The sequence below is a fragment of the Gibbsiella quercinecans genome (assembly GCF_002291425.1).
Lineage (GTDB): Bacteria > Pseudomonadota > Gammaproteobacteria > Enterobacterales > Enterobacteriaceae > Gibbsiella > Gibbsiella quercinecans.
This window is the reverse complement of the sequence record NZ_CP014136.1, coordinates 3,236,674-3,249,932: the sequence shown is the minus strand read 5'-3', so window position 1 is coordinate 3,249,932 and position 13,259 is coordinate 3,236,674. Positions and strand designations below refer to the sequence as shown.

The window sequence follows — 13,259 nt, the reverse complement described above, 5'->3', positions numbered from 1 at the left end:
GCCGACCGGCCCATGGCGACAAGCGCGCATGCATTTATCTTTTTTGAGGAAATTCAATGAGTCTGATTGAGACCTGTTACGGGCCGATAGCAAACGACGTCATGGCCCGGGCCAGGAAAATCCGCCTGCTGATTTGCGATGTCGACGGTGTGCTGTCAGACGGCCTGATCTACATGGGCAACAGCGGCGAAGAGCTGAAAGCCTTCAACGTGCGCGACGGATACGGCATCCGCTGCCTGAAAACGTCGGGCATTGAGGTGGCGATCATCACCGGCCGCTCGGCGCGGCTGCTAGAGGATCGGGCGCAAACGCTGGGCATCAGCCACCTGTATCAGGGGCAGTCAGATAAGCTTTTGGCCTTCCGTGAACTGTTGGATACACTGTCGCTGGCGGCGGATCAGGTGGCCTATATCGGCGATGATCTGATTGACTGGCCGGTTATGGAACAGATCGGGCTGGCGGTGGCCGTGGCCGACGCCCACCCATTGCTGCTGCCGCGCGCCCATTACGTTACCCGGATTGCCGGCGGCAAAGGCGCCGTGCGTGAGCTGTGTGACATCATACTGCTGGCGCAGAACAAACTGGAGGGCGCCAAGGGGCTGTCGATATGAGCAAAACCAAACTTTGGATCACCATTGTGCTGGCGGTGATCGCGCTGTCCCTGATTGGCTGGAACATGGCGGATTTCGACGATGACGCCACGGCGCCGGTGGTAAATGATAAAGACCCCACCTATCAGAGCCAACATACGGTCACGGTAGTGTACAATCCCACCGGCAAACTGAATTACAAACTGGTGTCGGAAGACGTAAAGTATTACACCACGGATGAACTGAGCTGGTTCACCGCCCCCGTGATGACGCTGTTTGATGACAACGCGGTGGCCATTTGGTCGGTGCGCTCCGATCGCGCCAAATTGACCAAAGACCGGATGCTGTACCTGTATGGCCACGTCGAGGTGGACAGCCTGACCACCACGTCGCAATTGGAAAAAATTAAAACGGACAATGCTCAAGTGAATCTGGTGACCCAGGACGTGATGTCCGACGATGAAGTGACGTTATACGGCACCAATTTCACCTCTAACGGCATGAAAATGCGTGGGAACCTGCGGGCCAAAACCGCTGAGTTGATTGATAAGGTCAAGACCAACTATGAAATCCAGAACCCAAAAACAAATCCGTAATCTGTTGATCGGAAGCCTCATCCTGGCGGCAAGCGGCCCCGTGTTCGCGCTCAAGTCTGACTCCAGCCAGCCTATCAATATTGATTCGCTGCAGCAGTCCCTGGATATGCAAAACAACGTCAGCACCTTCACCGATAACGTGGTGATCAAGCAAGGGACGATCGAAATCAAAGCCGATAAAGTGGTGGTCACCCGCCCTGGCGGCGACCAAAACAAAATGTATATCGAAGCGTTCGGTAAGCCGGTCACCTTCTATCAAATGCAGGACAACGGCAAACCGGTGAAAGGCCATGCGCAGAAAGTCCGCTATGACGTGGCGCCGCAGCTGGTCACCCTGACGGGCAACGCTTATCTGGAGCAGCTCGACAGCAACGTGAAAGGCGATCGCATTACCTATCTGGTGCAGCAGCAGCAAATGCAGGCGTTTAGCGATAAAGGCAGCCGCGTAACGACGATCCTGGTACCGTCGCAGTTGCAGGATAAAAACGGGCAAACGAAGAGTAACTAATCACTTATGGCAACACTCATCGCAGAAAACCTGGCGAAAGCCTACAAGGGCCGCAAAGTCGTTGAAGACGTCAGCCTGAAAGTGAACTCTGGCGAGATCGTCGGCCTGCTCGGCCCGAACGGCGCAGGCAAAACCACCACCTTTTACATGGTGGTGGGCATCGTGCAGCGCGATGCCGGGCGCATCGTAATCGACGAAGAAGACATCAGCATTTTGCCGTTGCACGCCCGTGCGCGCCGCGGCATCGGCTACCTGCCGCAGGAAGCCTCGATCTTCCGCCGCCTGAGCGTGTATGACAACCTGATGGCCGTGCTGCAAATCCGCCAGGATCTGACCAGCGAACAGCGTGAAGACCGTGCGGTGGAACTGATGGAAGAGTTTCACATCAGCCACCTGCGCGACAGCCTGGGCCAATCGCTGTCAGGCGGCGAACGCCGCCGCGTGGAGATCGCCCGGGCGTTGGCCGCCAACCCGAAGTTTATCCTGTTGGATGAGCCGTTTGCCGGGGTTGACCCCATTTCCGTTATCGATATAAAAAAAATCATCGAGCACCTGCGGGACAGCGGTCTGGGCGTGCTGATCACCGACCACAACGTGCGCGAAACGCTGGACGTATGTGAACGCGCCTATATCGTCAGCCAGGGCAAATTGATTGCTCATGGCACGCCGGATGCTATTCTGGCCGATGAACAGGTGAAACGCGTTTATCTGGGTGAGGAATTCCGCCTGTAAGCACCAGCGCGTCCTTAGAGACGACTGTTAACGGAAGTAGTGAAGATATGAAGCAAGGTTTGCAACTCAGGCTCAGCCAACAGCTAGCCATGACCCCGCAGCTACAGCAGGCCATCCGTCTGCTGCAGTTGTCCACGCTCGAACTCCAGCAGGAGATCCAACTGGCGTTAGAGAGCAATCCGCTGCTTGAACAGACCGATCTGCACGACGAAGTCGACGCCAAAGAAAACAACGAAACCGAAGGGCTGGATACCCGCGAGGCGCTGGAGCAAAAGGACATGCCGGAAGAGCTGCCGCTGGACGCCACCTGGGATGAAATTTACACCGCCGGCACGCCTTCAGGCACCGGCACCGACTACAGCGATGACGAACTGCCGGTGTACCAGGGTGAAACCACCCAAACGCTGCAGGATTACCTGATGTGGCAGGTCGATTTAACGCCGTTTTCCGACACCGACGCCGCCATCGCCACCTCGATCGTCGATGCCGTCGATGACACCGGCTACCTCACCGTCCCTCTGGAAGACATTCTGGAGAGCATGGGTGACGAGAATGTGACAATGGACGAGGTGGAAGCGGTGTTAAAACGCGTGCAGCGTTTTGATCCGGTCGGCGTTGCCGCGCGCGATCTGCGCGACTGCCTGCTGGTTCAGCTTTCACAGTATGCCAAAGACACGCCGCATCTGGCCGAAGCGCGGCTGATTATCAGCGATCACCTCGATCTGCTGGCAAACCACGATTTCCGCAGCCTGATGCGGGCAACGCGGTTAAAAGAAGATACACTGAAAGAAGCCATGGTGCTGATTCAGTCGCTCGATCCGCGCCCCGGCCAGTCGATCAATACCGGCGAGTCGGAATATGTGATCCCGGACGTGCTGGTGCGCAAGGCGCACGGCAAATGGACGGTGGAGCTCAATACCGACAGCGTGCCGCGGCTGAAGATCAATCAGCAGTACGCCGCGCTGGGCAACAGCGCGCGCAACGAAGCGGACGGCCAGTTTATCCGCAGCAACCTGCAGGAAGCCAAATGGCTGATTAAAAGCCTGGAAAGCCGTAACGAAACGCTGCTCAAGGTCACGCGCTGCATCGTGGATCAACAGGAGGCGTTTTTCGAGCAGGGCGAAGAGTTCATGAAGCCAATGGTGCTGGCCGATATCGCCCAGGCCGTCGACATGCATGAATCGACCATTTCGCGTGTCACCACGCAGAAGTTCCTGCACAGCCCGCGCGGCATTTTCGAATTAAAATATTTCTTCTCCAGCCACGTGAATACCGACAGCGGCGGCGAAGCCTCCTCGACGGCGATTCGTGCCCTGGTGAAGAAATTAATCGCGGCGGAAAACCCCGCCAAACCACTGAGCGACAGCAAGCTGGCAACCTTGCTTTCCGATCAGGGGATCATGGTTGCCCGCCGTACCGTCGCCAAGTACCGAGAGTCGTTGTCCATCCCGCCGTCAAACCAGCGCAAGCAGTTGATTTGACCTCAACAGAGAAGGAAGACACTATGCAACTCAATATCACCGGCCACAATATTGACATCACCGATCCCCTGCGCGAGTTTGTGAACACCAAGTTCGCCAAGCTTGAGCAGTACTTTGATCGCATCAACCAGGTGTATGTTGTTCTCCGCGTGGAGAAAGTGCAGCAGATTGCCGAAGCAACGCTGCACGTCAATGGCGGCGAGTTGCACGCCACTTCGGAAGACGAAAATATGTATGCCTCTATCGACAGCCTGATCGACAAGCTGGCGCGTCAATTGAACAAACATAAAGAAAAGTTGAAACAATATTGATATGAAGGGGCATTCTGTTAATGGGTGCTCCCCCAACGTAGCCGCTGGGCTACCGGGTAACCATCGGCGCGTTATTCTTGCGGATAACGCGCCGATAAGCCATCAGGGCCAAAATGCGAAAAAAACCGGTTCATCAAGCCAGGCAGCGCAGGCCATTGCAGCGCGGCCAGCGGGCAACAATCCACGCGGCCTTCGGGTTCGCCACCTGCCGGCAAAACGGCTTCATGATGGTTTTTAAGTGAAAATAAAATGAACAACGAACCTATGCAACTTAGCACGGTGCTCAATATGGAGTGCACCAAAGGCGCGGTACACTGCACCAGTAAAAAACGGGCTTTGGAAATTATCAGCGAACTGGCGGCCAAACAGCTCAACCTGCCGTCGCAGGTGGTGTTCGACGCGGTTCTCACCCGTGAAAGAATGGGCAGTACCGGCATTGGCAACGGTATCGCAATCCCGCACGGCAAGCTGGAAGAAGATACCCTGCGCGCCATCGGCGTATTTTTGCGCCTTGAGCAGCCGATTGCGTTCGACGCCGTTGATAACCAGCCGGTCGATCTGTTGTTCGCCTTATTGGTGCCGGCCAATCAGTGCCAGGCGCATTTGCACACCCTGGCGCTGGTCGCCAAACGCCTGGGCGATAAAACCGTCTGCCGCCGCCTGCGCGCGGCGCAAAGCGATGAAGAGCTTTACCAAATTATTACCGAGTAAGCCGCCCGGCGGCGTGACTTCACGCCGCGGTAGCGATACTGTTTCAGGGAATGGATCCCGGCTAATGCCAGGATAATCATGTTTCTAACGGTGGCGATGAATGCCACTCCGATGCCAGGGGAGTTGCCACATGGTGCTGATGATAGTCAGCGGCCGTTCCGGCTCAGGAAAATCCGTCGCTCTACGGGCGCTGGAAGACATGGGTTTTTACTGCGTTGACAACCTGCCGGTGGTGCTGCTGCCGCAGTTAGCCCAAACGCTGGCGGAACGCAATAGCTCCGCGGCAGTCAGTATTGACGTTCGCAACATGCCGGAATCGCCGGAAGTCTTTGAATACGCGATGACGCAGTTGCCGGATTCCTTCTCACCACAGCTGCTTTTCCTCGATGCCGACCGCAATACCCTGATCCGCCGTTACAGCGATACCCGCCGCCTGCATCCCCTCTCCAGCAAAAACCTGTCGCTGGAAAGCGCGATCGACGAAGAGAACGATCTGCTCGAACCGTTGCGTTCACGCGCCGATCTGATTATCGACACTTCGGAAATGTCGGTGCATGAGCTGGCGGAAATGCTGCGCACGCGCCTGCTGGGCAAACGCGAACGCGAGCTGACCATGGTGTTTGAGTCCTTTGGCTTTAAGCACGGTATCCCGATCGACGCCGATTACGTGTTCGACGTGCGCTTTCTGCCGAACCCGCACTGGGATCCTAAGCTGCGCCCGATGACCGGGCTGGATAAACCGGTCGCCTCGTTCCTCGATCGCCACACCGAGGTGCACAATTTTATCTACCAGACGCGCAGCTACCTGGAGCAATGGCTGCCGATGCTGGAAACCAACAACCGCAGCTACCTGACGGTGGCCATTGGCTGTACCGGCGGTAAACATCGCTCGGTGTATGTGGCCGAACAACTGGCCGACTATTTCCGTTCACGCGGTAAAAATGTGCAATCGCGCCACCGCACGCTGGAAAAACGCAAACCATGACGGTCAGGCAAACGGTAGAAATCAAAAACAAGCTTGGCATGCACGCCCGCCCGGCGATGAAGCTGTTTGAGCTGGTGCAGAGCTTCGACGCCGAAGTGATACTGCGCAATGACAGCGGCACCGAGGCCGAAGCCAGCAGCGTGATTGCGTTGCTGATGCTGGATTCCGCCCAGGGGCGGCAGATCGAGGTAGAAGCCAACGGGCCGGAAGAAAAAAAAGCCCTGGCAGCCGTGATCGAACTGTTCAACGCCGGGTTTGATGAGGATTAGCGCCACTCACGCCCTTTTCCTTCCTTTTCCCTCACCCCAACCCTCTCCCAAGGGGAGAGGGGGTAGTTCAGAGTCGAAGGAAGGTTCACTCCAAAAGCACTAGCCTTACAGCGTACGCCCCCTCTCCCTATGGGAGAGGGCCGGGGTGAGGGTGAAGGGCATTAAATCCGGCTCAGGCAATCCAGCGCCACCGATTTAAAACTGTCGAAATCCTCACTGCCCAGCAGACGGCTCATCGAACGTTCGCGCACAAAAGTCACGAACAGCTCGTAAATCGCCATCGCCTCTTCGTAATCACTTTTACTGATCGCCAGCAGGAAAATCACATACGCCCGCTCGCCGTCGCCCCAGGCGATGCCCTGCGGCGCCAGGATGGTCACCACCACGGTTTTCTTCGCCAACAGCCCGAGTGAGTGCGGCAGCGCAATCCCCTCGCCCAACAAGGTGGAAACAATCGCCTCACGCTCCACCACCGAAGGGTAAAAATCATCGCCGACGTAGCCTTCCTGCTCCAGCAGATCGCACACTTTCTTGAACAGGCTTTTTTGATCGAGCGGCTCATTGATCACCATAAAATGGCCGGCGTCGAAAAACTTCTCCAGCATATACGGCTTGGTGCGATCGACCAGCACCAGCTTGCCGAGCTGCTCCAATTGGTAGTCCGTCGGAAACGGCGACATCACCACCACCGGCTTGTTCTTCTCGCTGACGCGGGCGTTGGAAATCACAAAATCTTCTTCGATCTGCGGCAACACTTCGTAGTCGCGCAGCGAAACAATGCGCGTCATCACCAACTGCGGGAACTTGCGCGCGATCTGCGCCTGGATCATCCGCACCGTCGAATTGCCGGTATCGCATACCAGCATCACCTGCGGATAGCGCTCGTAGCCAATGTTGTAGTGCCGTTCCAGCCCCACGCCGATATGCAAAACCAGATAGCCGATCTCGTTCTCGCTCAGGGTATAGGGCGTGTACTTGCCCCAACTGGTGACCGCCGCCAGCGTCACGTCGTAGGCCATCGGGTAATGTTGTTTGATATTGACCAACAGCGGATTGGGGATATTGATCTGGTATTTCACCCGGGTAATCATGGTTTTGATATGGGTGAGCAAATCGGCGCGCAGCTGCTTGTCCCCTTGCAGGTTGTAGTTATAGTGTGCGTTGATGTACGCCAGAATGTAATCCCCCAGCGCTTCTTCATCGTCGGCGTTGATTTCCGTCGGCCGCACCTCCTGCACCCGGCGCGCGGCGATATTCACCCGCAGGTAGGCTTCCTCCGCCGGTGAGATCTCTTTGCCGGCCAGCTTGCGCAATTCCCCGGCCAGCCAGACAGATACCTTACGCACGGCTTCATCGCCGTCCTCCACGTCGAAATCCGGCAGTGGGTAACCGTCGCGAATGCGGCGCAGCGCCACCGCGCAGTAAAAAATCAGGTACTGCTCGCCTTCGTCGGTCAGGCGGATGGCGTATTGCGACATCAGCGGGTGCAGCAAGCCGGCAAAGGTCGCCACCTGCGGCTGGTGCAAAATATCGTTCTCCAGCAGCGGGTTTTCCGGATCGTCCAGGTGCAGTTGAAATAACAGGTCCGTCAGGCAGTCGCGAATTGCTTTTTCAGGCCCGAACAGTTTCATGCCGTAGCGCGGCCTGGCCTCAATGGTTAAAGCGTATTGCGCCAGCCGCTCACGCACCTCCGCCATATCGCTTTGCAGCGTGCCGCGGCTGACGAACCATTCATCAGCCAAATCCTCCAGCTTCAGCGAGAAGGCCGAGGTCAAAAAACGAATCAGCAATGCATGCACCCGCTCCTGGGCGCTGCGCGGCGTGGCGCGCCGTTTTTTTTCCTGCTGCAGGGTACCGAACAGGGCGGCGTCATTCACCTGCAGCCGGTAGCCCTCTCCGCGGCTGTGCGCAAAGCGCGCGCCGTATTGCTCCAGAATATCGTTGAGCGCGGCAATATCAGCGCGCACCGTACGGGTCGATACGGAAAAACGCTTCGCCAGCTCATCCTGCGGCAGGGTTTCAGCCTGCAGCGCATCAAACAGATAAGCCAAACGCGGATACGGAAATCTCACCATGCTCTTTCCATTGTCTAAGTGCCCGCCAGGTTGCCCGGCGGGCGGCTGATTATTTTACGCCAGGCACAAACACCATCTGCGAAGGACTGCCCACCGGTGTGTAACCCTCAATAAAATGCAGTTTGCCATTGTGTTTATCCACGCTAAAGCGGGTCACGTTATCGCTGCGCTGGTTTAGCACATACAGATAGCGCCCGCTGGGATCCAGCGTGATAGTGCGCGGATAGTCACCGCGCGTCCACGCCTCGCCCAGCAGTTGCAGCTCGCCGCCGTGGCCGATGCTAAACTGCGCCACACTGTTATGCAGGCGGTTCGCCACGTACAGGTTTTTACCGTCGGTGCTCAGCGCCAGCCCGGCGGTAAAGTTGGTGCCTTTATACTGCGCCGGCAGCGTAGACAGCGTCTGCAATGGCGCCAGCGTGCCCTTTTTTGCATCGAAACGGTAGCGAGTCAGGGTCGAGGCCTCCTCATTCACCAACAGCACGGTTTTACCGTCCGGGTGGAAGACGAAATGGCGCGGGCCGGCGCCGGCGGAAGACGCGGCGATCCACGGCGGATCGTTTGGCGTCAACTTCCCGCCGGCCGGATCAAACCGCCATTGGTAAATACGATCCAACCCCAGATCGGTTGAAAAGACAAATTTCCCGCTAGGATCGCTGGCGATCATATGCGCATGCGGGCCATCGTGATCGCTAATGGCAAAGCTGCCTTCCACCGCCACCGCCGGTTTGCCGGCCCCGGCCGGGCCTTGCTGCTGTTGCACCGCAACCGCGGCGCCCAGCGTGCCGTCCGCAGCGATCGGGAACACGGCAATGCTGCCGCTGACGTAGTTGGCGGCCAGCAAATGGCGGCCGTCCGGCGTTAAGGAAATAAACACCGGGCCGGCGCCCTGGGAATCCACCTGGTTCAGCAGCGCCAGGCTGCCGTCCTGGGCATTGATGCGCAACGCGCTAATGCTGCCGTGCTTGCCGCCGTTGAAATCGGCCACTTCGCTGGCCACATACAGCACCTGCCCCTTGGCATCCGCCACCAGCTGCGCCGGGTTAGGCAAAGTGCTCACCAACGTTTTGCCGCTGAGCGCGCCACTGGCCGGATCAACCTGCACGCGATACATGCCCTCGCCGTTGGGGTTGTATGTGCCGATATAGGCGAAATGCGGCGTTGCCTCTTGCGCATGCAACGCCGGGCTGGCCATCGCCAGCAGCAGGGAAGCCGCGCCCCACAACGGGACGTTTGTTTGCCAGTTACGCATAATTGCCCTTTTCATTCACAGGGGCACGGCAAGCCGTGCCGTTGATATCAGGTGGTTAACCCACCAACCGTTTGACGATCGCCAGTAGGCTTTTCACATCCTGTGGGCGCGTATTGCCGCTGGCCGCGTCGATGATGGAGCTGTAAACGTGCGGGATCACTTGTTTAACGCCGGCCTCGAGGGCGATCTGCAAGATCGGTTCAACGTTCTCCAGATCGATCCCACCGGTCGGCTCCAGTAAAAAGTCATTCTCAGCGCAGGCTTGCGCCACGTAGCGGAACTCATCGCGGCATTTCAGCCCACCCATCGGGAAATATTTGATCGAGCTGCCGCCCATGTCTTTGAGCAACGCGATCGCCGTTTCCACTGGCACAATGCCGTCCGGCGCCTGCGCGCTCAGCGGCCCAGTGGAAATTTTGACGAAGCCGATGCGGCCGGTCGGCGAAACCAGGCCGTTGACCACCGTCTCGTTCTGGCCGAGCAGCGCGCGGGTGGCGCCCACGCCGGTAAAGACCTGGTTCACGTGCTGTGGCTGCACCTGCTGGGCAATCAGGCTGACCATCGCCGATTGCTTCGGATCGCCGGCTCCCAGCCCCACCGACAGGGCGTTATCAATCAGTTGCGCATAGCTCGCCATGTCCGCCACCGCGCTGTCTACGTCCGGGTAGTTTTTGGAAAGCACGCCGACCAGCACATGCCCTTCCGCCGCCTGGTAGATTTCCTGCGCGTTGTCTTTCGATCCCGCCAGCACGTTCAGGCACACGCGGTCACGGTAGTAATTCGGCTTCAGCTTCATGCTTGTTTCTCCAGCAAATTCTTCAGGCAGGTAAATACGGTCATCAGTTGTTGTTCATCAACGCTGCGCACGTCGACTTCGATCTTGCCTTCGTTGGCTTTGTAGCCGCGGAAGTAAATGGCGATCGCGCCCTCTTTCAGCGCCTGGACGATCTCGCCGGTCGAGATGCCGATCGCCGCCTCATCAAAGGCGATCTCGGCCCGGGCGATATCGCGCCCGGCGCTGTCCCACACCACGCTGGCGCTCACGCCGTTCAGGGTATTGAGGCTGTCGATAAACGCCGCCATGCGCTCTACCATCTGCGCCCCGCTGGTTTTTTCGCGCTGCAGATAGCTTTCAATCGCCTGCGTCAGCCCGAGGATCCCTTCTTTACCCACTTTCATCGCGCGCCCGATGCCGGCGGACTGCTGCTTCACCCATTCCACGTAGCGCTTTCGGCCAATCACCAGGCCGCTGGTCGGCCCTTCGATCGCTTTGGCGCCGCTGTAAATCACCAGATCCGCGCCCATTTGGTAGTAACACATCAGATCTTCTTCCGCGGCGGCATCGACGATCAGCGGCAGATCATGCTGGCGCGCCACCGCCACCGCCTGCTCTACAGACAGGATGCTTTTCTGCACGCAGTGGTGGGATTTGATATACAGAATCGCCGCCGTCTGCGGCGTGATGCAGGCCGCCAGTTGCTGCGGCGAGCATTCGTTGGCGTAGCCGGCCTCCACCACCCGGCCGCCGCCGAGCGCCACCATGGTGTCCACCGGAGCGCCGAAGTTAACGTTGTGCCCACGCGGCAACACGATCTCGCGCGGCTCGTTCACCGGCGCACGGTGCAGGTTGACCAACAGGTTGGCGTTATCCTTGACGATGATGCCCGCCACCGCCTGGGCAATGCCGGCGGAAGCGCAGGAAACCACCACCGCGCTTTCCACGTTGAGCAAATCGGCGATATAGGCCCCGGTCTTGTTGACCAGATCCTTGATTTCAAAGTAGTGATTCAGGCCGTAATCCACGGCATCAATCACATCCTGGGCCGGCGTGGAAACGCCAAGGATCGTCATGCGGCCAGAGGTATTAATGACCGGTTTTAAATCGTATTTTTCATAAATCGAAGACATGAGCGGCTTTCCCTTCATCGGTTAACAGGACATCCCCGGCCACCACCGCGGCCAGCGGCACCAGCAGTTGTTCGCTCTCGGCGGTCTGCCCTTCGGAATCGGTAAACACCTGCGGCTCCCGGCGGATGTCGAACAGCGTCAAATCGGCGTCAAAACCTGCGCGCAGCTGGCCCTTGCGCGCCAGGCGCAACGCCGCCGCCGCGTGGCGGGTCACGCAGTCGATCACCTGCGGCAACGACAGGCCGCAGACAAAAAATTTCGACATCACCGCCGCCAGGCTGTACACCGGCCCGTTGATCCGGTTGCGGCAGTAGATATCGGAGCTGATGGTATAAGGCAGGATGCCCAGTTGGATCGCCTGGCGCGCCACCTCGAAGCTGAAGCTGGCGCTGCCGTGGCCGACGTCCAGCAACACGCCGCGTTTCAGCGCGCGCTGAATGGAAGCCCGCAGCTCGCCGGCCGGCGTCAGGATCCGGTTGGGTTTGCCGTTGTAGCAGTGGGTGATGATGTCGCCCTGGGTCAGCAGATCGGCGATCTCATCCAAATCAGGCGGGTTATTGCCGATATGCACCATCAGCGGCAATTGGTGGTTTTGCTGCTGGATCGCTTTGGCGCGCACCAGCGGCTTGATGCCGTTCTGGCCGACCACGCTGCTGCTCATGCGCGCCTTGATGCCGACGATGAAATCCGGGTAATCGGCCACCGCCTGCTGCACGCCCTGCGCATCGATCTGCGCCATATCGGCCAGCTCATTCTGGGCCGAGATACCGGTGCGGGAAATGTTCAGGAAAGCAAACACGTTGGTTTTGGCGCTGCGCGTCAGGGTATAAAAATCATCAATATCGTTGGCGCCGGTGCTGCCGGCGTCGATCACCGTGGTCACGCCGCTGGCGATCCCCACCCGATCCGGCTCGTCATGGTAGATCGGCGAGGCGGGATAACAGTGCACGTGGCTATCGATCCAGCCGGCACTCGCATAATAACGGCCGGCCAGATCCAACTGGCGTTTGGCGCCGGCCGCCGTTGGCAGCGCGCCCACCGCCACGATCTCGCCGGCGCGGATCGCAATATCGGCCAGGCTATCGTCCACCAGCCTGGCGCGCCGGATAATCAAGTCATACATCATTCGTTACTCCGTATTCATCGGCGGCGCCGGCAACGGCGCCGCCTGGCCTGGCGATCGCGGCTTAGCCGATCGCCACCGGGAAAAACGCCCCCAGGATCATCGCGCCGAGGATCGCGCCGCCGGTAATCGGCTTGCCCCAGACATAGAACAGCAGCGCGCCGAGCAGGGAGCCCAGACCGATAGGGATCGACGCCGTCATGGCCGACAGGATGATCAACGGCCCGAGGAAACGGCCGGATGAGTTGCCGGCCCCCATCATCACATCGGCGCCGTAGGTGGAATTGCTTTGGTTAATGGTGAATTTGCGCGCCAAAATGATCACATAGCCGATGGCCAGGCCGATGATCAGGCCGGTCGCCAGCGAGGCGGCAAAGTTGGCCACCGGGAAGACGATCCCGGCCCCCAGCAACAGCGCCGGTACGCCCAGCCCCACGCCGGTCTGGATCGCCCCGCCGATGTCCAAAATACCCACCAGCGAGCCTTCAATGATGCGGGCAAACAGGAAGCTGGCGCCGAACGCCGCCACCGCGCCATAAACGCCGGTATCCATGCCGGCCCGCAGCATAGAAACGAAGGCCACTTCGTTGAAGGCGCCGATGCCGTACAGGTAGTACATGTGCGTCCCGGCGAAGACCCCGGAAGACAGCAGGCCGACAAAAATCGGGAACGACCAGTCGGCATACCAGAAGCCTTTTTGGGTTTGTTCTTCCATCAT

At 58.6% G+C, this 13,259-nt stretch carries 15 protein-coding genes; 9 read left to right on the top strand and 6 right to left on the bottom strand.

The window, feature by feature from the left end; genetic code table 11:
* The first annotated feature begins 56 nt into the window (after positions 1-56).
* The 9 genes from kdsC (at position 57) to npr (ending at position 6,183) form a co-directional block, all read left to right on the top strand.
* Positions 57-611 (top strand): 3-deoxy-manno-octulosonate-8-phosphatase KdsC, encoded by a 555-nt coding sequence (kdsC, locus tag ACN28Q_RS15075; protein WP_095847089.1) that lies wholly within the window; start codon positions 57-59, stop codon positions 609-611.
* On the top strand, positions 608-1,186 hold the full coding sequence (gene lptC / locus ACN28Q_RS15070; protein WP_095847088.1) for an LPS export ABC transporter periplasmic protein LptC: 579 nt from the start codon (positions 608-610) through the stop codon (positions 1,184-1,186). The genes kdsC and lptC overlap by 4 nt, the downstream gene beginning before the upstream one ends.
* Complete coding sequence (gene lptA / locus ACN28Q_RS15065) at positions 1,155-1,694, top strand: lipopolysaccharide ABC transporter substrate-binding protein LptA (protein WP_095847087.1); 540 nt, start codon at positions 1,155-1,157, stop codon at positions 1,692-1,694. The genes lptC and lptA overlap by 32 nt, the downstream gene beginning before the upstream one ends.
* Positions 1,695-1,700: 6 nt before the next feature.
* Positions 1,701-2,426: an LPS export ABC transporter ATP-binding protein gene (gene lptB, locus ACN28Q_RS15060; protein WP_095847086.1), complete on the top strand. Its 726-nt coding sequence runs from the start codon at positions 1,701-1,703 to the stop codon at positions 2,424-2,426.
* Between the two features lie 47 nt (positions 2,427-2,473).
* Positions 2,474-3,907: an RNA polymerase factor sigma-54 gene (gene rpoN / locus ACN28Q_RS15055; RefSeq protein WP_095847085.1), complete on the top strand. Its 1,434-nt coding sequence runs from the start codon at positions 2,474-2,476 to the stop codon at positions 3,905-3,907.
* 23 nt (positions 3,908-3,930) lie between these two features.
* On the top strand, positions 3,931-4,218 hold the full coding sequence (hpf, locus tag ACN28Q_RS15050; RefSeq protein WP_095847084.1) for a ribosome hibernation promoting factor: 288 nt from the start codon (positions 3,931-3,933) through the stop codon (positions 4,216-4,218).
* Between the two features lie 249 nt (positions 4,219-4,467).
* Entirely contained in the window at positions 4,468-4,929 is a 462-nt protein-coding gene (gene ptsN, locus ACN28Q_RS15045) for a PTS IIA-like nitrogen regulatory protein PtsN (protein WP_095847083.1), read from the top strand.
* Positions 4,930-5,059: 130 nt separating this feature from the next.
* Complete coding sequence (gene rapZ / locus ACN28Q_RS15040; RefSeq protein WP_095847082.1) at positions 5,060-5,914, top strand: RNase adapter RapZ; 855 nt, start codon at positions 5,060-5,062, stop codon at positions 5,912-5,914.
* Positions 5,911-6,183, top strand: coding sequence for a PTS phosphocarrier protein NPr (npr, locus tag ACN28Q_RS15035; protein WP_095847081.1), 273 nt, complete (start codon positions 5,911-5,913; stop codon positions 6,181-6,183). Before rapZ ends, npr begins: the two co-directional genes overlap by 4 nt.
* 161 nt (positions 6,184-6,344) lie before the next feature.
* On the opposite strand, the gene ACN28Q_RS15030 is transcribed toward npr, so the two are convergent.
* The 6 genes from ACN28Q_RS15030 to ACN28Q_RS15005 all read right to left on the bottom strand — a co-directional run bounded on the left by ACN28Q_RS15030 (position 6,345) and on the right by ACN28Q_RS15005 (position 13,256).
* Positions 6,345-8,258, bottom strand: a complete 1,914-nt coding sequence (locus ACN28Q_RS15030; protein WP_095847080.1) for a BglG family transcription antiterminator — start codon at positions 8,256-8,258, stop codon at positions 6,345-6,347.
* A 49-nt stretch (positions 8,259-8,307) separates the two neighbouring features.
* Positions 8,308-9,510 (bottom strand): lactonase family protein, encoded by a 1,203-nt coding sequence (locus ACN28Q_RS15025; protein WP_095847079.1) that lies wholly within the window; start codon positions 9,508-9,510, stop codon positions 8,308-8,310.
* Between the two features lie 55 nt (positions 9,511-9,565).
* Complete coding sequence (gene dagF / locus ACN28Q_RS15020) at positions 9,566-10,306, bottom strand: 2-dehydro-3-deoxy-phosphogluconate aldolase (protein ID WP_095847078.1); 741 nt, start codon at positions 10,304-10,306, stop codon at positions 9,566-9,568.
* Positions 10,303-11,418, bottom strand: a complete 1,116-nt coding sequence (locus ACN28Q_RS15015; RefSeq protein WP_095847077.1) for a DgaE family pyridoxal phosphate-dependent ammonia lyase — start codon at positions 11,416-11,418, stop codon at positions 10,303-10,305. The genes dagF and ACN28Q_RS15015 overlap by 4 nt, the downstream gene beginning before the upstream one ends.
* Positions 11,402-12,541 (bottom strand): amidohydrolase/deacetylase family metallohydrolase, encoded by a 1,140-nt coding sequence (locus tag ACN28Q_RS15010; RefSeq protein ID WP_095849041.1) that lies wholly within the window; start codon positions 12,539-12,541, stop codon positions 11,402-11,404. Before ACN28Q_RS15010 ends, ACN28Q_RS15015 begins: the two co-directional genes overlap by 17 nt.
* A 64-nt stretch (positions 12,542-12,605) precedes the next feature.
* Positions 12,606-13,256, bottom strand: coding sequence for a DUF4310 family protein (locus ACN28Q_RS15005; protein ID WP_165907049.1), 651 nt, complete (start codon positions 13,254-13,256; stop codon positions 12,606-12,608).
* Positions 13,257-13,259 lie beyond the last annotated feature (3 nt).

Bases quoted from the DNA above. Each gene is read 5' to 3' on its own strand.
- kdsC (WP_095847089.1), top strand. From the start codon at position 57: ATGAGTCTGATTGAGACCTGTTACGGGCCGATAGCAAACGACGTCATG.
- lptC (WP_095847088.1), top strand. From the start codon at position 608: ATGAGCAAAACCAAACTTTGGATCACCATTGTGCTGGCGGTGATCGCG.
- lptA (WP_095847087.1), top strand. From the start codon at position 1,155: ATGAAATCCAGAACCCAAAAACAAATCCGTAATCTGTTGATCGGAAGC.
- lptB (WP_095847086.1), top strand. From the start codon at position 1,701: ATGGCAACACTCATCGCAGAAAACCTGGCGAAAGCCTACAAGGGCCGC.
- rpoN (WP_095847085.1), top strand. From the start codon at position 2,474: ATGAAGCAAGGTTTGCAACTCAGGCTCAGCCAACAGCTAGCCATGACC.
- hpf (WP_095847084.1), top strand. From the start codon at position 3,931: ATGCAACTCAATATCACCGGCCACAATATTGACATCACCGATCCCCTG.
- ptsN (WP_095847083.1), top strand. From the start codon at position 4,468: ATGAACAACGAACCTATGCAACTTAGCACGGTGCTCAATATGGAGTGC.
- rapZ (WP_095847082.1), top strand. From the start codon at position 5,060: ATGGTGCTGATGATAGTCAGCGGCCGTTCCGGCTCAGGAAAATCCGTC.
- npr (WP_095847081.1), top strand. From the start codon at position 5,911: ATGACGGTCAGGCAAACGGTAGAAATCAAAAACAAGCTTGGCATGCAC.
- ACN28Q_RS15030 (WP_095847080.1), bottom strand. From the start codon at position 8,258: ATGGTGAGATTTCCGTATCCGCGTTTGGCTTATCTGTTTGATGCGCTG.
- ACN28Q_RS15025 (WP_095847079.1), bottom strand. From the start codon at position 9,510: ATGCGTAACTGGCAAACAAACGTCCCGTTGTGGGGCGCGGCTTCCCTG.
- dagF (WP_095847078.1), bottom strand. From the start codon at position 10,306: ATGAAGCTGAAGCCGAATTACTACCGTGACCGCGTGTGCCTGAACGTG.
- ACN28Q_RS15015 (WP_095847077.1), bottom strand. From the start codon at position 11,418: ATGTCTTCGATTTATGAAAAATACGATTTAAAACCGGTCATTAATACC.
- ACN28Q_RS15010 (WP_095849041.1), bottom strand. From the start codon at position 12,541: ATGTATGACTTGATTATCCGGCGCGCCAGGCTGGTGGACGATAGCCTG.
- ACN28Q_RS15005 (WP_165907049.1), bottom strand. From the start codon at position 13,256: ATGGAAGAACAAACCCAAAAAGGCTTCTGGTATGCCGACTGGTCGTTC.